Origin of the sequence: Hymenobacter gelipurpurascens (assembly GCF_900187375.1) — a bacterium.
GTDB classification, from domain to species: Bacteria; Bacteroidota; Bacteroidia; order Cytophagales; family Hymenobacteraceae; genus Hymenobacter; species Hymenobacter gelipurpurascens.
In genome coordinates this window covers 230,004-249,237 of sequence record NZ_FYEW01000002.1, presented here as the reverse complement: position 1 = coordinate 249,237, position 19,234 = coordinate 230,004, and the positions used below count along the sequence as shown (strand labels likewise).

The following is a 19,234-nucleotide window of genomic DNA, read 5'->3' as shown; positions in this document are numbered from 1 at the left end:
GATACCATCATTTTTGAGTAGAGCTATGATGTTGGATCAATAAATAAGTTGGAGCTTGGATAGCTTGTTACTAGAACTGATTAAATTTTTTCTCTTTTGAACACTAAAGCATAACTTGTAGCACAGTTTCAATTCACTAAACGTTTTTCACTCACATGCGAAAAATTTTATTAACGGCGGCTCTTGTCGCGCCCGTACTGTTGCAGCAGGCGGCCGCGCAGAATCGTCAAATCTCAGGACGGGTTACTGACCGCTCTAATGGCCAAGGCCTACCTGGTGTAACGGTACTGGTGAAAGGAACCACTATTGGCGTTTCAACAAACGCTGATGGTAGCTATACCATTAGTGCCCCAGCTTCTGCAACTACCCTCACCTTCTCGTCTATCGGCTTTGTTGCTGTAGAGCGGGCTATCGGTGATGCTTCCACCATTGATATTGGTCTGGGAGCCGATTCTAAGCAACTAGGTGAAGTAGTTGTAACGGGTGCCTTGGGCATCCAGCGTCAGCAGCAGCAGGTTGGTTATGCAACCGCTTCTCTCGACAGCAAAGAGCTTACTCAGGCCCGTGTTACGAACGTAGCCAACGGCCTAGCCGGTAAAGTTTCGGGTCTGCAGATTCAGACTCTGAACAACAGCGTAACTGCAGCCCCCCGTGTAACGCTGCGTGGTAGCCGTTCGCTGACCGGTAACAACGAAGCGCTGATCGTAATTGACGGCGTTATTTCTACGAACGACGTTTTGGGCGCACTGAACCCAGATGACGTTGCTTCTATCGACGTGCTGAAAGGTGCTAACGCAGCCGCTCTATATGGTTCGCAGGCATCTAACGGCGCACTGATTATCACTACGAAAAAGGGTGGTACTTCTTCGCAGGTTACTTTCTCACATACTTCGCAATTCGAGTCCATTTCGTTCCTGCCTAAGTTCCAGGAAGAATTCGGACCTGGTTCGCCAGACTGGTATAACAACTCTGCAAATGCAAAGGCTGGACTCTTCTTTGACCCCAACAACAAAGTAGACGACTATACTTACCAATATCAGGGTTACGAAAACCAGCAGTACGGTCCTCGTTTCGATGGTTCCATGCGTCCTTTTGGTCAGGAACTAGCTGATGGTAGCGTGCAAATGCTGTCGTATGAAGCCCGTCCTAATGAGAAAAAAGATTTCTTCAACACAGGCTACCAAATGCAGAACGGCGTATCGTTCTCGGGTGGTGATGAGAAGAACAAGTTCTTTGCCTCTTACCAGAACCTGCACAACAACGGTATCGTCCCAAAGGACAAGTTTGACCGGAACTCTTTCCGCTTCAATGCGTCACGGGAAATGGGCCGCTTGAATGTTGGCTTCAACATGTCATACTCGCAGCAGGTTGCTGATGTTACCTCGAACCTGGACCGGAACACTTCGGTGTACTGGAACGTGTTCAACACGACGGTAATGGCTCCTCTCACGTCGTACAAAGACTATGTAAACAACCCGTTTGCTGAGCCAAACTACGGTTACTACAACGCCTACTACTACAACCCGTACTTCATCCTTGATGCAAACCGCACGAAGGATCGTCGTAATACGGTGCAGGGTAACATCGACCTGTCTTATAAACTGACGGATTGGGTTAAGGTAAACTATCGCTTAGGTACTACCTCCATCGGTCAGACCAGCCTAACTACGCAGAATAAGTTCTCGCTTGCTCCAGGATCGCCGAAGCAGATTGCCAGCTATCCTGGTTTTGTACAGGATCTGGCCAGCAACTTTACGCGTATCAACTCGGACCTGTTCCTGAGCATGGACAAAACGTTCGGCGATATCAGCGTGCAGGCCATCTTGGGCAATAACATTCAGCAAACTGACAGCCGCTACAACTTTGTAAGCTCTAGTGCACTGGCTGTTCCTGTTGTTGGTGACGGTTTTAATCTGGCAAACCGTGTAGGTATTCTCAATGGTGGAGATGCCCGAGCGCGCACCCGCTTGTACGCTTTCTATGCTGATCTGACTGTAGGCTACAAGGATTTCCTGTACCTGCACGGCTCGCTACGCAACGACAACATCTCAGTTCTGGATCCTGACAACCGGAGCTTCTACTACCCAGGCGTAGATGCATCTTTCGTTTTCACGAATGCTGTACCTGCCTTGAAGGATGTTTCGTGGCTCGATTACGGCAAGATCCGTGGAGGTATCTCCAAGGTTAGCCAAGTAAACTTGCAAGGCGCAACAGCTTTCGGTGTGTATAACACGGGAGGTGCTTATCAACTGGCCTCAACATATGGCCTGGGTGCTGGTTTCCCCTTCGGAAATACAGCTTCCTATACGGCGAATGGTGGCCTAGTACAGCCAGGTCTTTTGCCTGAAGAAACCCGTTCCATTGAAGCAGGTGTTGAACTGAGCTTCTTGAAGCGCCGGGTTGCTGGTGCTGTTACGTATTACAGCCAGCGAAGCACGAACCAGACAGTACAAACCAGTATCTCAGGTGCTGCAGGTTACCAAACCTTGCTGCTCAATGCTGGTGAAGTGCAAAACCAAGGTGTTGAAGCTGACCTGAACATTACGCCAGTACGCCTTGAGAACGGCTTTACGTTCACAGTAGGTGGTAACTTCAACTATAACAACAACGAAGTTATTTCACTGCCAAACGGCCTGCCACAGCTCAACCTGACTGGTAGCGGCCGCCAGAGCACGAACGCCGATTTGTTTGCTATCCCAGGTCAGCCTTTCCCCGTGCTGCAGGGTACCTACTACCAGCGCACTGCTGATGGCCAGGTGAAAATGCAGAAGGTGGCTGATCCGAACGACGCAACTCTGGTGCGTTACGCCCCAATTATTGCTACGGATACCAAGATCTTCGGTAATACCCAACCAAAGTATCGGTATGGTTTCAACACCAGCCTTACTTTCAAGGGTCTGACGCTGGCTGGCCAGGGCGAACTCCGTACGGGTTATGTGGTGTACAACACCATTGGTGAAAACCTCGACTTCACGGGTAGCGGTGTACGCAGCACGCAGTATGGCCGTCAGGACTTCGTATATCCTAACTCGGCAATTTCTACCGATGGCGGTGTAACGTATGTACCAAACACCTCGGGCCTGACCCCTGGTGGCTCGGAGTTCTGGGCTAACACGCCTAACTGGAACACTGGTGTAGCCGAAAACTACGTGACTACGGGTAAATTCTTTAAAATCCGGGAGGTTTCGCTGAGCTACGCACTGCCTACTACTCTCGTGTCGAAAATTGGATTGGTTAAAGGTGCTTCAGTGAATCTTTTCGGCCGGAATATCTTTACATGGGTACCGAAAGAGAACATTTACACCGACCCTGAATTCAGCGGCACGGCAGCTGGCAGCAATGCCATCGGTATCAACAGTGTATTGCAAACCCCTCCAACCAAGTTTTACGGGGCTACTCTTAACGTAACCCTTTAATCTGCTCTATCAATGAAAGTACATTTAAGAGTCCTGTTGGCAGCAACGCTTGCGTCTGCGACAACTGGGTGCGAGTCGTTCCTCGACATCAATGATAACCCTAACCAACAAACCTCTGTAACTCCAGATGCTCAGCTAGCTACAGCACTGGTTACAACGGCTGCCAACTACAATGGCAACCTGGGTGAGAACAACTACAATAGCTATTCCAGCTTTGCTGTAGGCTATTGGGGTAAGTCTGGTACAGTTAGCGGCTTCTCTTCGGAGCAGACGTATAACTATACTACTAACTATTACTCGGGTCTGTTTAACACCACCTATGATAACCTGAATGACTATAACCTCATTCAGCAAAATGGGAGTGCAAATGGCTACCCTAATCATGCGGCTATTGCGCGCATCATGAAGGTGTATAACTACCTACTGTTGGTAGACCAATATGGTGACGTGCCTTACACGAATGCATTGCAGGGTATTGGCAACACTACTCCTACCTATGATAAGGCCGAAGACATCTATAAAGACCTTGTTGTACAGCTAAAAGGTGCTGTTGCTGATATCAATGCAGCTGCGGCTACTGGTCGTAAGGTAAGCTCTGAAGACGTTGTCTTTGGTGGCGTTATGTCGCGCTGGAAGCAGTTTGCTAACAGCCTGCGTCTGCGTATTCTGCTTCGTGAGTCGCAGGTACCTAGCCTAAAAGATTATGTAAAGAGTGAAATGGCTACGCTGCAGACGCAGAGTGCTGCCGATGGCTTTATTACCACGGATGTAGTGGTACAGCCTAACTACTCCACCAACGCTGGTCAGCAGAACCCGTTCTTCACCCGTTACGGCTACGCTCCTGGCGCAATTAACCCTACTTCGGAGTATAGCTTTGTGATGCCCACAAACTATATCATCCGTCAGTATGAAAGCAACAAAGACCCCCGCATTACGCAGCTCTACACTGTAGGTAAGCGTACTGTAGATGGTAAAGCTGTTCCTCAGTATGTTGGAACCGACCTAGGTGAAACTAGCCCTCCTCGTTTCGTTGCCACCGATGCCACTGTTGGCTCGCGCTTCCTAGTGTCAAATGCCAATAATCCTGCTGGCGGTACTTTCCTCAGAGGTGCTAACGCCCCGACTGTTCTGATGCTGTTGGCAGAACATAAGTTCTCCAAAGCTGAAGCAGAGACGCGTGGTCTGTTTACGGGTGGTGAAGCTGCTGCTAAAGTAGATTACCTGGATGGTATTAAGGCTTCGTTCCTGCAGACGTACCGTCTTGGCAACGCAGCTCCTACTACATTGGAAGCTAACCCTGCTTCTACTCCTCAGGTGCCTTCTACAAACCCTGTAGTACTGGCCTATGAGAAGTATATTGCTGACAACGTTGGCAACCCACTAGTAGACTATGACGCTGCTATATCTGCAGGTGCTGAATTGGGTAAGCAGTCGGTTATCATCTACCAGAAATACCTGGCGGAGAACACCGTTGCTAGCACTGAAGCATGGGACGATTATCGTCGTACCGCGCTGCCTAAGTTCACGGTTTCGTCGCGTTCTGCATCGCCACGTCCTGACAAGCTGCCTACGCGTTTGCTGTATCCACAGACCGAGGTGAGCACGAACCAAGGCAACATCCCAACTGGGACTACGCAGTTCACCAAAATCTTCTGGGATGTAGTGGACTAAACCACTGCCAGTAGATAAACAAAAAGGGCTACCCAACTGGGTAGCCCTTTTTTATGTGCAGTGCGTGGAGCATGCTGTATATCAGAGGCACATGTAGTGGCCTAGCTTTGCATCAGATAGCCTTTGATAAACTCTTCCAGGTCTCCATCCAACACGTTCTGTACATCAGTGCGCTCTATGCCGGTGCGGAGGTCCTTGATGAGTTTGTATGGGTGCAAAACGTAATTGCGGATCTGGGAGCCAAAATCAATACGCTTTTTGCCGGCTTCCACCACTGCCCGTTCTGCGTTTCGCTTGTCCATTTCGATCTGGTAAAGCCGCGACTTGAGCATGCGCAAAGCGTGTTCCTTGTTCATGAGCTGACTACGCTCAATCTGGACCGCGATGATGATGCCTGAAGGAGCGTGAGTGAGACGAACAGCAGTTTCAACCTTATTCACGTTCTGGCCGCCGGCACCGCCGGCCCGGAATGTGTCCCAGGTAATGTCGGCGGGGTTTATCTGGATATTGATAGTGTCATCAATTACCGGATAGGCAAAAACGGAGGCAAATGAGGTATGGCGCCGGCCACTACTATCGAAGGGAGACATGCGCACGAGGCGGTGTACCCCGATTTCGCTTTTCATGTAACCGTACGCAAACGGACCATCTATTTCCAACGAGGCCGACTTAATGCCGCCACCTTCGCCGGGCTGATAGCTTACCTGGCGTACCGTGAAGCCCTGCTTCTCGCCCCACATGATGTACATGCGCATGAGCATTTCGGCCCAGTCCTGGCTTTCGGTGCCGCCGGCTCCAGGGTTGATGTCCAGAATGGCGGAAAACTGGTCTTCCTCATCGGAGAGCATGCGCTTGAACTCCAAGCGCTCTACGGCCTGCTCGGCGGCTTGGAACTCCTGTTGCATTTCCGGTTCCGTCACGTCGCCTTCGCGGTAGAAGTCGTAGAGTACTTCTACGTCGCCGAGCTTCTTTTCAACCGCTTCGTAATCATCCGTCCACACTTTGATGGATTTGATGTCGCGCATGACGGCCTCAGCCTTCTTGGAGTCGTCCCAGAAGCCGGGGGCGGTGGTTTGCTTCTCGGCTTCTACTATTTGTGCTTTACGATTATCGTAGTCAAAGATACCTCCTCAGGGCCTCAGCGCGGCCCTTCAAGTCCTTCACCTGTTCGTGGGTCATCGGGACAAAAATGTGAATGATGAAAAGAATAGTTATGCTTCAAAGGTCTACATAAATAATGAGGCCGGCTCCATCAGGAGCCGGCCTCATTATTTATGTAGGCCACTTGCTAGGCCTGTTTGATATGGTTATACCCGTACCATCCAGCCGTGTGGGTCGGGGGCTAGGCCACTACGGATAGCCGCCAGGGCTTCTGAAACGCGGTGAGAGAAGGCGTTGGCCGGAGGAGTGGGCAAGGGGTAGTCCTCACCCTGATAGCCAATTACCGACATGGGAGCAATGGTGGCGGCCGTGCCTACCCCAAAAGCTTCCTGCAGCGTGCCATTGGCCTGAGCCGCCAGAATTTCCAGAGCAGACACCTTCCGTTCTTCTACCGGAATATCCCAGTCGCGAGCCAGTTGGAGCACGCTGCGGCGCGTGATGCCATCCAGAATAGACGAGCTGAGCGCGGGCGTTATCACGCGGCCATCAATCACGAACATGGCGTTCATGGTGCCTGATTCTTCTACGTAGCGGTGTTCCGAAGCATCGGTCCAGATGAGCTGGTTGTAGCCTTCCTGCTGCGCTAGCTTGGTGGGGTACATGGCCGCACCGTAGTTGCCGGCATTTTTAGCGAAGCCAGCGCCGCCTTCAGCAGAGCGCACATACTTCTCCTCGAAGCGCACACGTAGCGGCTTATTGTAATACAGGCCTACGGGGCACGTAATAATCATGAACCGGTAGGAGTCGGAGGGACGCACTCCCAGCATGCCATCGGTGGCAAACATAAAGGGCCGGATGTATAGCGCACTGCCTGCAAAACTCGGAATCCATTCGTTGTCCAGACGCAGGAGCTGGGTGAGGCCCTGCATAAAGAGCTCCTCCGGAACCGTAGGCATGCACATGCGCTCGGCCGAAGCATTCAGGCGGTGTAAGTTATCGGAAGGGCGAAAGATATATACCTCGCCTTTCTCGTTTTTGTAGGCCTTCATGCCCTCGAAAATGGCCTGGCCATAGTGCAGAGCAGAATTAGCCGGGCTTACGGCCATGTCGCCGAAAGGAACAATCTGGGGCTCCTGCCACTCGCCATCGTGGTAGTCAACTACCAGCATATGGTCGGAGAAGGTCTTGCCGAAGTCAAGATGGTCGAAGTCTACTTCGGGCAGACGCGAAGCGCTGGTGCGCTGGGTCTGGATAGTGAGGGTGTCAAGCATAAGCGGAGGAGGTGGGTGGGAAGGGAAACGAATAGCGTCGGGCGGGAGTCTTGAAACGACGGCAGCCCGCTGCTGGTTTTGGGGTGGAAAAAGGGGGCGGCCGAGCCGCAGATCGAGGGGTGAAAAACGGAGGGACTTCTCCTTACATCCGGGGCTTCCAGCTAACTTCTTCGGCGCCTAGCTCGTGGGCCATTTGGCGGCTGAGCACGAAGAGGTAGTCAGACAAACGGTTGAGGTACATGACCACGAGGTCAGCCACAAACGAATCCTCGCGCAGGTGGATAACAAGCCTCTCTGCGCGCCGGCAGACGCACCGGGCCACGTGGGCAAATGATACGGCAGGGTGGCCACCGGGCAAGATGAATACGCGCAACTCAGGCAGCGTTTCATTCATGCGGTCCATTTCCTGCTCCAGCAGCGCAATGTCTTCGGCGTGCAAATCCGGAATCTTCATCTTTGATTTTTCCGGATCGGAAGCCAGCGAGGAGCCAATGGTGAAGAGGCGGTCCTGGATTTCCTTCAGCAGTGGCCTACGAGCGGCATTTACTTCCTGATCGCGCACCAGGCCGATGTAGGAGTTGAGCTCATCTACGGTGCCGTAGCAGTCGATGCGCAGGCTGGATTTGGGTACGCGGGTACCGCCGATGAGGGAGGTGAGGCCTTGGTCGCCGGTCTTGGTATAGATTTTCAAAAGCAGGAACGTAAAACAGAAAGTACTACAGAGACAGGCAGCTTGGCTAAAAGTTGCGGCCCCATCGTAATCCTGTTGCCTGCTGCCAAATGACGTGAGCTTATTTGCTCACCAACTGCTGATGGCTGTTGACATCATGATTGATGGTATCAGACTCCACGAGGCCATCGCGCAGACGCACAATGCGGTGGGCGTAGCGCGCAATGTCCTCTTCGTGCGTCACCATAATAATGGTATTGCCTTTGGCATAGAGAGCCTCGAACAAGTCCATAATCTCATGGCTGGTGCGCGTATCCAGGGCGCCGGTAGGCTCGTCGGCGAGGATAATGCTGGGGTTGTTGACCAAGGCGCGTGCAATGGCTACGCGCTGGCGCTGGCCGCCACTGAGTTCATTGGGCCGGTGCAGTGAGCGTTCTGCCAGGCCTACACTACGCAACGCTTCGTGGGCAATGGCCTGCCGTTCCGATTTGCCATAGCCCGCATAAATGAGCGGCAGGGCCACGTTATCGAGCGCGGTGGCGCGGGGCAGCAGGTTAAACGATTGGAACACGAACCCAATTTCCCGGTTGCGCACATCGGCCAACTGGTTATCGGTCATGTTGCTGACATCCTTGCCGTTCAGAATGTAACGGCCGCTGCTGGGCGTGTCCAGACAGCCAATGATATTCATCAGCGTGGATTTTCCGGAGCCGGATGGGCCCATGAAGGCTACGTACTCGCCGCGCTGAATGGTAATGGATACCGATTGTAGGGCATGAATCTCCTCCGTCCCCATGCGGTAGACCTTAGAAATGTCAGTAGTCTCTATGACAGGATTCAGCATAACCAGGGCAGATTAGTTCCAGGGGGCATTGGCGGTAGCCTGCGCGGAGCGCTGTGCTTCTACCCTCGTACGAAAGGTACTATATTCCTCAGGTGAAAGCAAAGCCCCTAAATGTTCCATTGGAGCTGCTGCATATTCAGTAAGACCAACCGGAATAGCCGCCAGAATGTAGGCCTTCAGGAGCTCCGTTGACTCGGGGTTGTATTCAATTCCCTTCAGCAGGGTGTTGTATGCCGTGTTGAAATCCTGACGCTGCGTGTAGAAGTTGGCTGCCGCCAGAATCCCGCTTTCCACGAAAGGCGTTTCCTGCACTAGCGCGGCATAGAGTTTAGCTGCTTGCTCAGGTTGTTTGTTCGCTTCGGCCAGCTTGGCCTGGAAATAGCGCTTCCATGCCACATCGGGGCCTACCAGATAGGCCTGCTGCGTGAGCTGCTGCAGGCTAGGCCACTGTTGAGACCGAATCAGTAGCTCGCCGCGAGCTACGTTCCAGGCGGAGGCGCGAGCAGAACGGGTAGCAGGGGCGGGCGCAAAGCGACGGACCGCCTCCTGGGCAGCGGCCTGCTGGCCTGCACGTAAGGCCCGGGGCAATTGTGCTAGTAACGCGGCTTCACGCGGCGCGGGCTGTTGCAGGTCGGCGGCAGGTGCTAGTAAATCAGAAGAAGCGGGTAGCTCGTCGCCGCGCAGTACCAGGTATTGTGCTTTTAGGGAGTCAGATGCCTGTGCGTACCCCGATTTAAAATCAGGCTGGAGTACCGTATATAAGTTTCCGGCGAGGCGGGCCTGCGGGCTCCGGGGTTGTTTGAGTAAGTAGGTGACCACCCGACGAGCAGAATCGAGCTGGCCGCTGAGAGCCAATGCGTAGGCCTGAGGCAGCGCGGCCGGCACGGAGCCGTTTTGCGTGGCCTCGGCCAAACGTGGAGCTGCTGCGGCATAGAGGCGTTGGTCCATCAGCCAGAGGCCTTGTATTGTTTGATAGTAAGCCGCCGATGGTCCAGAGCCGGTAGCCAGCGGGCGAAGGATGCTCTGGGCCGCTACCGGACGGCCGCCATACTGCTGAGACAGTGCCCGCAGAAACTGCAGCTGATCAGCATAAGCAGCGTTTTCTGGTTGGGCAGCAAGTTGGCTGAGAGTAGGCAGTAAGCTGGTGTCGCGGCGCGTGGCTTGGCCTAGCGCGTAGTGGTAAAGCTGAGCAAACACGGCCGGCGTGAGAGGCTCTGGCGAAGCAACGGCCGGCGTAGCGCCAGCTACGGTCTGTTGCGTGAGGTGGCCTAGAAGCAGGCGGTTGCTCTGCAGGGCAGGGTCTTTGGCCTGGGTAGCATCAGCAGCTAGCTTCTGCGCGGCTGCCCATTGCTGCTGTTGAATCTGGTAGGCCAGCTGGTTGGACTGCAAAACCGCGTCATTCGGGGCCATGGCCTGTGCACGGGCCTGGTAGTAGGTTACCGAGTCGGAGAGGGAGGAGCGCGTGTACAGTTGCGCCAGATCGTTAGCGAGGCGGGCACTGCGGGGCGAGGCTTTCAGGCCTTCGCGCAATACTGCCAAACGGTCGAAAAAGTCGGCGGGCTCATTGTAGAGAGCAGCGAGGCGGAGTGAAATCTTCTCAGATGGCCTACGGCTCAGTGCGCGGCGCAGGATGTTAATTTCGTTCTGGCGCTGCAGGCGGAAGCGGTAAAGCGCTGCGCGGCCCAGGCTGGCTTTGTGGTTGTGTAGGTCCAGGTCGTCGCTTTCGGCGTAGTAGCGCTCTGCCAGTAGCGCCAGCCCATCGGCTTCAGGAGAAAGCTCGCTTTGCAAGCGGGTCAGGTCGCCGAGGTTGTTGTAATAAGCCGCCCGAATCTGATCGGCTATATAAAAATTGTTGCGCAGCTCTACCGCTCCTACTGCCACGATGCCGAGCAAGTACATGGCATAAAAGGGAAACCGCCGCGGCTCATACACCACGCGGTGCACCGCCATCTTCTTCCGAAGCAGCGGCCCGAAATTTACCAGCACGTACAGCAAAAAGGCAGTACCGATAGCCAGGAAGGCCAAGGCCGTAAAGTCGCGGGCGGCGGCCAGAAACGGGTCGTTGGCAGTGGCAAAGGCATAGCCCAAGGCGCCGGCCGCCAGCAGCACGAACACCAGATAGAGGTAATTGGCTGCGGGCCAGTAAGCCACCCAGGGAGCATAGGTAGTGCTGCGCTGCTGGAGACCCAGCCAGCCTATCAGCACCGCCGGAATCAGCAATATCAACGGATCTAGGTGCCAGCCGGGCAGAATAAGCAGCTCGCCTTCATTCCAGTAATACAGCAGTAGCGTGCCCAGGTAGAGCAGGCTCGTGAGTAAGAAAGGCAGGAGGCCAAAACGGCCGCTGGGCGTTTCTGCCTGCGTATTCAGCCAAAGAAGACCGTGAATACTCTCGTAGGCCACCCATACTACCAGCAGCGCCACCGCTACGGCTCCAGCTGTCGTGAAAAAAGCCGTAAGGTGCAAGGCCGTTACATCGGGCTGGTATTGGCTGCGCAGAAACAACAGGCCGCCTAATGCAGCCACCAGTGCGCCTAGAACCAGTAGTCGGCGAGTGAAAGACACCGTAGGCCAGAACGCATGGAAGGCGTAGGCCACTCCGCCCAGCAAAGCCAGGCTCAGGACCAGAAAATATTGCTGCCGGGCATTAAAAATGGCCAGTAAGTCGGCATTGAGCGACATCAGCAGGAATATCACCATGCCCATGCCCACCACAAAAGCCGGACGTGCCAGCGTGCTGACGGCGGCTAGGAAATAGGCAAGCGCTATCCCCAGCAGGCCTACAAGCAGCAGGGCCGCCGTAGTCTGGACATAAGGGCCGACCACATCGTAGGTTTGCGTGAGCAGGTAACCATTGGCCTGCACCGGTAACTCAGCCAGGCCTACGCTCACGGAAGCTACCGTGGTAGGAACCGGCGTGAGCTGGGCTACGGCCCGCACAGGCAGCACTTCGTCGGGGCCCGTGAAGTAATTCCAGGCAGCCAAGCCTACTGCCAGTGCAGTAAAAAGCGCAAGCAGCGCCAGCGGTCCGCGCCAGCGGGAGGAGGTGGAAGCGGGAGGAAGTAGCAACCGTTATTCTAATACTTTCGGGACGCGGAAATAATCGGAGTCTTTGCGCGGGGCATTGCGCAATCCTTCCTGATGGCTCACGGTGTTGTGGGCTTCATCGGGCCGGAGCACGTTGATTTCTTGCGAAAGATGAACGAGCGGCTCCACATCAGAAGTATCGAGCTGGCGCAGCTGATCAACCCAGTCGAGAATTTTGTTCAGGTCGCCGAGCATCTGCTGCTCTTTGTTTTCGTCGAATTCTAGGCGGGCCAGGTGGGCCAGTTTGCGCAGGGTGGCTAGATCGGTGCTCAAAGCAAGAGAGAATTAAAGAGTAGGGTAGAGGCTGGGCTAGGCCAGTTGCTTTTTGTTGGATTGGTTTGTTGGCTTGCGCCAGGTGCTGGCCTCCGGAATTCCGGCCGCTTCCGGCAGAAATTCGCTTTTGATGATATCGTAGACCCGGTCTTTCAAGGCTACGGCATCTGCCTGCGTAAGCCCGGTGGTCGGAATCGGCTCATGCATAACGAGCTTCAGCGGCGAATAGCGCACTCGTAATGATCCTTTTACATCCGGCATGAACCGGTGGTTCAGCGGCATACTAATCGGAACGATGGGTACGCCGGCAGCAATGGCCAGTTGAAAAGCCCCTTCCTTGAAAGGCACCATTTCTTCGCCGGGCTTGGGCGAGATGGTACCCTCCGGAAAGAACACGACCGAGCGGCCTGCTTCCAGACTGCGGCGGGCGGCCACCATAGAGCGGCCCCGGCTGATGGCGTTTTCCCGGTTGACCGTAATGTATGCTCCGCCGAAGATGGGCCCCCAGGCCGGGACTTCTGCCAGGGCGCTTTTACCTACCATATTCAGGAAACCTGGTATGGCCTTAAACAGCAGCATGATATCAATGTAAGAGCCATGATTGGCTACATACACGCAGGTCTGGCTAGGCGGGAGCGGGCTTTTCTTGATAATCGTGACGGGCACGCCCCACATCCGGATGGAGAAAATGCTCCAGCCTCGGTTAACCATGTGCAGCAAACGGTGCCGCTTCTGTCGGCTCAGCAGCCACTGCAGCGGATACGTCAGCACAAAAGGCAGCACAAACCAGAAGGTTGCCCAAGTGGTGTACAGACGGTGGCCTAGAAAACGAAGCAAGCGGCGCATAGCCACAAAGGTAGGACGGATGAGCGACTAACGGCGCAAAACGGGCCGCAGGCCCGGCAGTGGCCTAGCGAATATCTAACAGACGAGCCGCCTTCAACAAGCCTGCTGCGCTGATGGCATCGGTGATGCGGTTGTTCATGACCATTTCAACGGCTTCCGAAAGTGGCAGTTTCCAGACGCGCAGATCTTCGGTTTCCTCCGGCTCATGTTCGCCAAACTCCAGGTCCTGGGCCAGGAATACAAAGCCTTCCTCATCCGTCACGGAGTTGGACGTATGCAGGCGCGCAATATTGGTCCAGCGGTGGGCCGTGATGCCGGTTTCTTCCCGCAGCTCCCGTTGGGCCGATTCCAAGATATCCAGTTCTACCGGGCCGCCGCCCATCGGGATTTCCCAGCAGTATTCGTTCAGGGTGTACCGGAACTGGCCTACGAGCCAGGTGTTGCCGTCCGCATCAACCGGGATAATGCCTAAGGCCTTGTTTTTCATGGAGACTACGCCATAGATTCCGGGGTTGCCAGCTGGGTTTGTAATCTCGTCTTCCCGCACGCGTATCCAGGGGTTCTCGTAGAGTACCTCGCTGCTATGCGTTTGCCACGGATTGTGGGATTCGTCTAAATCGGATAAATGCTGATTGGACATAAGCAAGAAATAGCTTGTGGTGCAGGTAGGCAAAGGTACGGCGCATTCCATTTCTCGCCTGCTTTTCTCGGGCTTCGGTCGGGAAAGAAGGGCAATTGGCCGGCAAAGTTGGTCAGTTGGTCAAGTAGTGCAAATAGGTAGGGAGGCGCTGCTATACATTTGTATCAGTAATAAATGACGCACGTAGGGTTAATGGAAAGGAAGGCTTCTACTGCGTTGTGTTGCTGCTGGCAAAGGAGTAGGGTGGATGAATGAATTTGCCGGCCAACACACAAAAAAAGCCGCTGCCTTGGGCAGCGGCTTTTTTGCGTTATAGCGGTTTGGGTACTGGCCTACAATCCCCAAATCCTATGTGGCTGCGGAACCAACCTCGGCGGCATGAGGCGCGTATCAGAGGCTAATCGACCGTTCACATTCCGGTCGGTGCTGTATGCTCTATGGCCAATCAGTCAAAAAACCAATCAGCCCAAAACCAACCCGGCGATCCGCTCTTCAATCTGAAACATGCCCAGGCTGAATCAGAGCTGGCCCAGAACACGGGTGGCTTAGGCCCCATTACCAATGTGTATGTTACCAATGATGAAGACGAAGCCTTAGACGAAGGCCCACGTGATAAGCAAGGCAACCGCCGGGGCTCCAATGATGGCCCCGAAGCTGGTTCTACGGCCGGTAGCCACTAATCAGACTAACGAACACAGTGCCTATAAAGGGCCTCTCCGGTTGCTGCGGCTGCCGGGGAGGCCCTTTTCCTGTGGGTGCCTAGACCACTTCGGGGAGGCTTCCTGTACCTTTGCTGCCATGTTACTTGCTACTTATACCGGCCAACCATTGGAAGCGGGCCTCGATGAAGCGGGCCGAGGCTGCCTAGCCGGGCCCGTTTTTGCGGCGGCTGTTATCCTACCTCCCGATTTTGCTCCGCAATTCCTCAACGACTCCAAGCAGATGACCGCCCGCCGGCGGGAACTAGTACGCACGGAAATTTGCCAAGAGGCCATAGCCTGGGCCGTGGCGGAAGCCTCGCCCGATGAAATAGCCAGTATCAATATTGCTCAGGCCAGCTACCTGGCAATGCACCGCGCGGTAGAAAAGCTTAGCCAGGTGCCCACGCATTTGCTGGTAGATGGCAACCGCTTTCGTCCGCATCCTACGCTGCCGCACACCTGCATTATTGGCGGCGACGGACTGTACCGCTCCATTGCGGCCGCCTCTGTGCTGGCCAAAACCTTCCGCGATGACCGTATGTGCGAGCTGGCCGCCGAGTACCCGTACTATGGCTGGGAGCAAAATGCCGGCTACCCCACCGTGCAGCACCGCGCCGCCATCCGCGACCATGGCCCGACGGAGCACCATCGGATGGGCTTTCGATTATTATAAGGGGCGTTTCTGAATATCTGGAGACACTACGCCTTGCTTACAAGATCACTACAAACGAAAAGCCCTTACTTCTTGATAACTAGAAGTAAGGGCTTTTGAGACAAGTTGAGGGCTAGGCCAGTGGGATGGGCTAGGCCAGTGGCCTAACTTTTGAGCTGCAGCAAATCCAGGAACAGGCTGAACCCATCAACGGTGGTACCGCCTTCGCCAAAGCTGTCAAAGCTTAGTGGTTTGATGATGTAGCCGCTCACGGCCAGGTCCTGTGCTTTAAAACGGTCGGTTTCCAGGTCCGAGGTAGTTGTGATGAAGACGTTGAGGCCTACAAAGTCGGGGTCGGAACGCAAGACTTCCAGCAGCTCTAGGCCATTCATGCGAGGCATGTTGATATCGAGCATAACCACGCTGGGCTTCGGAATAGCTGTTTTGCCGTCTTCGCCGCGTAATAGGCTAAGGGCCTCACGGCCATTACGGGCAATGTGTAGAGGAACTTCGATGTTGTGCTTACGCAGCTCGCGTTGCACATTCATAATATCCATCTGGTCGTCTTCGACGAGCAGAATGCTGGGTTGGATAGCGTCGCTGGTCATGGGGCGGAAACGGAAAATAAGTCGAAAAGCAGGCTTGTATACGAGCTACTGTTGAATTTGGGCATTAGACACCGGCAACACGGCCCCTTCGGAACGGAATTCGGTCCGGCGGGGCTTCTCCTTCGGCCATGTAAACAGGAAGGTGGCCCCTTGTCCCTCAGCCGATTCTACGCGAATGGTGCCACCGCGGCGCTCCACTATTTTTTTCACGATGGCTAGGCCTACGCCCGTGCTTTCCAGCGTATCACGCTCCGTGAGGGTCTGGAAAATGACGAAAATGCGCTCATGATACTCCGGCGAAATCCCAGGGCCATTGTCTTGCACCGAGAACATAAATTGCCCCCGCTCTTCGCGGCAGCCAATCCGGATGAGGCCCTGCTCCGGCTGGTGGTGATATTTGAGCGCGTTGCTGATAAGGTTGCTGAAGACCTGCTGTAGCTGCACGCGGTTGGTAGTGATGGTAGGTAAATAGCTGGGCAGCTCTACCTTAAAGCCCTCGGGCGGCGCCAAGGAATCCAGAATTTCCTGAAGTAGCTCCCGCACATTTACCCGCTCCTCGGCTTGTTTGGTGCGGCCTACACGCGCGAGCTCCAGAATTCCACTAATGAGGTTTTCCATGCGGCCTACCCGCGTACGCATCAGCAGCAGAAACTCCCGAATGTGCTCTGGCAGCTCCCGGCCCATGTCTTCCTCAATCCAGCGGGAGGCCGTCTCGATGCCGCGCAGGGGCGCTTTCAAATCGTGCGATACCACGTAAGCAAACTGATCGAGTTCCTGATTGCGGCGCTCCAGCTGCGTAATGGTGCCGTCAATGGTATTCGACATCACGTTTAGCGAGTCGGCTAGCTCCGTCAACTCGTCCTGTTCCGTGTCCAGTACGGTTGTGGTATAGTCGCCGTCGGCGATGCTGCGCGAGAGGGTCACCATGCCTCTGATACGCCGGGAAAGCTGCCGAACCAGGTAAGAAGCGTACAGCAGGCCCAGGAAAATAGTAACCAGGGTAATGCCCACTGACAGAATCCGGGTTTCCCGAATGCTGTCCTGCAGCTTCTGGCGCTGGGCCATACGAATGCTGTTTTCCTCCTTCTCGAAGGCCGCAAATACCACCCTGATCTGGTCCATGAGGACTTTGCCCGTGAGGCCCGATGTGAGGTTGCGGTGCTCCAGACCCTCCAGCGCAATCTGGCGGGGGTTGCGGCGCAGGGCCTCGCGCTTCTCACTGATCAGCAAGTGGGAGTAGGCTGTCCATTGCTGGTAGAGCCGTTGGGCCCTCAGCATGCGGTTGTACTGTGGTGTATTGAGTGGCAACTCATTGCGCAACTGGGCAAACCGGCCTAGCAGGTTCCGCTCGCCTTCGTAATAATATTCCAACAGCGTTTCGTCGCCTAGGAGAAGAAACCCCCGAAACCCCGTTTCCATATCAATGATGTTGCGCAGCAGCGTGGTCGATTCGCCGGTGATGCGCTGAGACCGTTCTACCCGCTGGGAGTTGCGCAGCACCTTGCGCGAAAGCTGGTAGTTGATAACCGCCACGGCCGCAAACAGCACTGAGATGGCCACAAAGCCAGCGAAGAGTTTGGTAGAAAGGCGGAGCTTCATGCAGGAAAACAGGGTGAAAAATGAGGCACTGGGTGGCCTAGCGCGCAGCCCGGACTTTTTGCTCTATCGTACGCAGGAGCTGGGTAATGTGGTCGGCAAGCAGGTTGACTTCGGACAAGCCTTCCTTTGCCTCATCTGGGTGGCCTTGCTGGTGCAAATCCATTAAGCGGTTGGCCACCTGGTGCACCCGGATATGCTGGCGGTTCAGCTCATGGCTTTCGGGCAGATACGCGTACTGCTTCAGCACCACATTCGTAATCCATTGCCCGAAGATACAGGCTTCCGGGTCGCGGATAGGACTTTCGCTGATGCCGCTGCCGTAGAGAAAGGAGCGCAGTTTAGACTTAAACAACAAATGCTTTACGAGGGCAGAATCGAAATCCTGTTTGAGCTCGTCATTCATAACAGACGGAAATAAAAGACCGCTACTGGCTGCTAACCCACCAGCAGGCCACGGGGAAATACAGAAGGAAAGAGAATCAATCGGCGTGTACGCCTTTGGCTCGGCCACAGCCTAAACAAAGATAACAGCAGGCCAGTAGCCGGGTGCCAAGCGGAATTGGCTAATTTCGCCCGGCAGCCTGCTGCTGGCGAGTGTGTAGTAGCCAGGGAACTGGCCTACACGGTTCTTTTGCACGCGCAAGCCACCACGTATACGGCACAGAGAAGCTCCACAGTTACTCTAGGCCACCTGTTGGTTTACCTTTTCTTCTTTTTCCTCCCACCCACTTTCTGATGGCCGAAGACCTCAAAACCGTTCCGTTGAATGATGTGCACCAGCAACTAGGTGCCAAAATGGTGCCTTTCGCGGGCTACAACATGCCCGTGCGCTACTCCTCCGATTTGGACGAGCACCACACCGTGCGCCGGGCCGTGGGCATCTTCGACGTATCGCACATGGGCGAGTTTCGGGTGCGCGGCCCCCAGGCCCTCGACCTGATTCAGCGCGTAACCAGCAACGACGCCAGCAAGCTGCAGCCCGGCAAAGCCCAGTATTCCTGCCTGCCTAACAGCCAGGGCGGCATCGTAGACGATTTGCTGGTGTATAAGCTGGCCGAAGAAGACTACCTGCTGGTAGTAAACGCGTCCAACATCGAGAAAGACTGGAACTGGATACAGGAGCACAACACCCAGGGCGCCGAGATGGAGAATGTGTCGGACACCATCAGCCTGTTTGCGGTGCAGGGGCCCAAAGCCATTCAGGCTCTGCAAAGCCTCACCGAGACCGACCTGACGAGCATTCCATACTACTCGTTCGTGCAGGGTACGTTTGCCGGAGCGCCCAATGTCATTATTTCGGCTACGGGCTATACTGGCGCCGGCGGCTTCGAGCTGTATGTACCGAACGAGTCGGCTCAGCAAGTATGGGACAAGGTGATGGAAGCTGGCAAGCCATTCGGCCTGAAGCCCATCGGCCTGGGTGCCCGCGACACGCTCCGCCTGGAAATGGGCTATTGCCTCTACGGCAACGACATCACTGATGAAACCTCGCCCCTGGAAGCTGGCCTGGGTTGGATTACGAAATTCACGAAGGACTTCACCAACTCCGAAAGCCTCAAGAAGCAGAAGGAAGCCGGTGTAGAGCGCAAGCTGGTAGGCTTCCTGATGGACGGGCCCGGCATTCCGCGCGGCCACTATGAGCTGGTAAATGAAGCGGGCGAGAAAATAGGCGATGTAACCAGCGGCACCCAGTCGCCGAGCCTGAGCAAAGGCATTGGCCTGGGCTACGTGAATACAGCATTGAGCGCGCCCGGCAGCAAAATTTTCGTCCAGATTCGGGGCAAAAACCAGCCTGCTACAGTAGTGAAGCTGCCCTTCGTGCCCGGCACGGAAGAAGCGTAAGCTGCTCTGAAAT

The 19,234-nt window shown here is 54.9% G+C and carries 16 protein-coding genes; 5 read left to right on the top strand and 11 right to left on the bottom strand.

Annotated features, from left to right (window positions below; all coding sequences use genetic code 11):
- The first annotated feature begins 155 nt into the window (after positions 1-155).
- On the top strand, positions 156-3,416 hold the full coding sequence (locus tag CFT68_RS12820) for a SusC/RagA family TonB-linked outer membrane protein (protein WP_088843955.1): 3,261 nt from the start codon (positions 156-158) through the stop codon (positions 3,414-3,416).
- Between the two features lie 12 nt (positions 3,417-3,428).
- Positions 3,429-5,087 (top strand): SusD/RagB family nutrient-binding outer membrane lipoprotein, encoded by a 1,659-nt coding sequence (locus CFT68_RS12815; protein WP_088843954.1) that lies wholly within the window; start codon positions 3,429-3,431, stop codon positions 5,085-5,087.
- Positions 5,088-5,188: 101 nt separating this feature from the next.
- Here the strand turns inward: CFT68_RS12815 and prfB are convergent.
- From prfB to CFT68_RS12775, 8 genes are all read right to left on the bottom strand, one after another.
- Positions 5,189-6,266 (bottom strand): peptide chain release factor 2 gene (gene prfB, locus CFT68_RS12810; RefSeq protein WP_141106543.1). Its coding sequence is split into 2 segments (ribosomal slippage): positions 5,189-6,205 and positions 6,207-6,266, totalling 1,077 coding nucleotides; the frame shifts between segments, so codons are not numbered across the junction.
- Between the two features lie 128 nt (positions 6,267-6,394).
- Positions 6,395-7,459, bottom strand: a complete 1,065-nt coding sequence (locus tag CFT68_RS12805) for a branched-chain amino acid aminotransferase (protein WP_088843953.1) — start codon at positions 7,457-7,459, stop codon at positions 6,395-6,397.
- A 142-nt stretch (positions 7,460-7,601) separates the two neighbouring features.
- On the bottom strand, positions 7,602-8,150 hold the full coding sequence (locus CFT68_RS12800) for a cob(I)yrinic acid a,c-diamide adenosyltransferase (RefSeq protein ID WP_088843952.1): 549 nt from the start codon (positions 8,148-8,150) through the stop codon (positions 7,602-7,604).
- Positions 8,151-8,250: 100 nt separating this feature from the next.
- Positions 8,251-8,973 carry an ABC transporter ATP-binding protein gene (locus CFT68_RS12795; RefSeq protein ID WP_088843951.1) on the bottom strand — a complete coding sequence of 241 codons (723 nt, stop codon included), beginning with the start codon at positions 8,971-8,973 and terminating at the stop codon, positions 8,251-8,253.
- Between the two features lie 12 nt (positions 8,974-8,985).
- Positions 8,986-12,042: a hypothetical protein gene (locus CFT68_RS12790; protein ID WP_088843950.1), complete on the bottom strand. Its 3,057-nt coding sequence runs from the start codon at positions 12,040-12,042 to the stop codon at positions 8,986-8,988.
- 3 nt (positions 12,043-12,045) lie between these two features.
- A complete protein-coding gene (gatC, locus tag CFT68_RS12785; protein WP_088843949.1) occupies positions 12,046-12,333 on the bottom strand; it encodes an Asp-tRNA(Asn)/Glu-tRNA(Gln) amidotransferase subunit GatC in 288 nt (95 codons plus the stop codon).
- Between the two features lie 36 nt (positions 12,334-12,369).
- Positions 12,370-13,179: a lysophospholipid acyltransferase family protein gene (locus CFT68_RS12780; RefSeq protein WP_088843948.1), complete on the bottom strand. Its 810-nt coding sequence runs from the start codon at positions 13,177-13,179 to the stop codon at positions 12,370-12,372.
- Between the two features lie 64 nt (positions 13,180-13,243).
- Positions 13,244-13,819 (bottom strand): NUDIX domain-containing protein, encoded by a 576-nt coding sequence (locus CFT68_RS12775; protein WP_088843947.1) that lies wholly within the window; start codon positions 13,817-13,819, stop codon positions 13,244-13,246.
- A 437-nt stretch (positions 13,820-14,256) separates the two neighbouring features.
- Here CFT68_RS12775 and CFT68_RS12770 point away from each other — a divergent pair, with 437 nt between their 5' ends.
- The gene (locus CFT68_RS12770) at positions 14,257-14,499 is read left to right on the top strand and encodes a hypothetical protein (RefSeq protein ID WP_088843946.1); all 243 of its coding nucleotides are present in this window, start codon (positions 14,257-14,259) and stop codon (positions 14,497-14,499) included.
- 118 nt (positions 14,500-14,617) lie between these two features.
- On the top strand, positions 14,618-15,193 hold the full coding sequence (locus CFT68_RS12765) for a ribonuclease HII (protein ID WP_088843945.1): 576 nt from the start codon (positions 14,618-14,620) through the stop codon (positions 15,191-15,193).
- A gap of 143 nt (positions 15,194-15,336) precedes the next feature.
- On the opposite strand, the gene CFT68_RS12760 is transcribed toward CFT68_RS12765, so the two are convergent.
- From CFT68_RS12760 to CFT68_RS12750, 3 genes are read right to left on the bottom strand one after another with little or no spacing between them, the layout of a single operon-like run.
- Entirely contained in the window at positions 15,337-15,780 is a 444-nt protein-coding gene (locus tag CFT68_RS12760) for a response regulator (RefSeq protein ID WP_088843944.1), read from the bottom strand.
- A gap of 45 nt (positions 15,781-15,825) precedes the next feature.
- Complete coding sequence (locus CFT68_RS12755; RefSeq protein ID WP_088843943.1) at positions 15,826-17,379, bottom strand: sensor histidine kinase; 1,554 nt, start codon at positions 17,377-17,379, stop codon at positions 15,826-15,828.
- A 37-nt stretch (positions 17,380-17,416) separates the two neighbouring features.
- Positions 17,417-17,782 carry a CZB domain-containing protein gene (locus CFT68_RS12750; protein ID WP_088843942.1) on the bottom strand — a complete coding sequence of 122 codons (366 nt, stop codon included), beginning with the start codon at positions 17,780-17,782 and terminating at the stop codon, positions 17,417-17,419.
- 332 nt (positions 17,783-18,114) lie between these two features.
- Here CFT68_RS12750 and gcvT point away from each other — a divergent pair, with 332 nt between their 5' ends.
- Entirely contained in the window at positions 18,115-19,221 is a 1,107-nt protein-coding gene (gcvT, locus tag CFT68_RS12745; RefSeq protein ID WP_088843941.1) for a glycine cleavage system aminomethyltransferase GcvT, read from the top strand.
- Positions 19,222-19,234 lie beyond the last annotated feature (13 nt).

Excerpts from the sequence above, each read along its gene's own strand:
- CFT68_RS12820 (WP_088843955.1), top strand. The coding sequence starts at position 156 with ATGCGAAAAATTTTATTAACGGCGGCTCTTGTCGCGCCCGTACTGTTG.
- CFT68_RS12815 (WP_088843954.1), top strand. The coding sequence starts at position 3,429 with ATGAAAGTACATTTAAGAGTCCTGTTGGCAGCAACGCTTGCGTCTGCG.
- CFT68_RS12805 (WP_088843953.1), bottom strand. The coding sequence starts at position 7,459 with ATGCTTGACACCCTCACTATCCAGACCCAGCGCACCAGCGCTTCGCGT.
- CFT68_RS12795 (WP_088843951.1), bottom strand. The coding sequence starts at position 8,973 with ATGCTGAATCCTGTCATAGAGACTACTGACATTTCTAAGGTCTACCGC.
- CFT68_RS12780 (WP_088843948.1), bottom strand. The coding sequence starts at position 13,179 with ATGCGCCGCTTGCTTCGTTTTCTAGGCCACCGTCTGTACACCACTTGG.
- CFT68_RS12775 (WP_088843947.1), bottom strand. The coding sequence starts at position 13,819 with ATGTCCAATCAGCATTTATCCGATTTAGACGAATCCCACAATCCGTGG.
- CFT68_RS12770 (WP_088843946.1), top strand. The coding sequence starts at position 14,257 with ATGGCCAATCAGTCAAAAAACCAATCAGCCCAAAACCAACCCGGCGAT.
- CFT68_RS12765 (WP_088843945.1), top strand. The coding sequence starts at position 14,618 with ATGTTACTTGCTACTTATACCGGCCAACCATTGGAAGCGGGCCTCGAT.
- CFT68_RS12760 (WP_088843944.1), bottom strand. The coding sequence starts at position 15,780 with ATGACCAGCGACGCTATCCAACCCAGCATTCTGCTCGTCGAAGACGAC.
- CFT68_RS12755 (WP_088843943.1), bottom strand. The coding sequence starts at position 17,379 with ATGAAGCTCCGCCTTTCTACCAAACTCTTCGCTGGCTTTGTGGCCATC.
- CFT68_RS12750 (WP_088843942.1), bottom strand. The coding sequence starts at position 17,782 with ATGAATGACGAGCTCAAACAGGATTTCGATTCTGCCCTCGTAAAGCAT.
- gcvT (WP_088843941.1), top strand. The coding sequence starts at position 18,115 with ATGGCCGAAGACCTCAAAACCGTTCCGTTGAATGATGTGCACCAGCAA.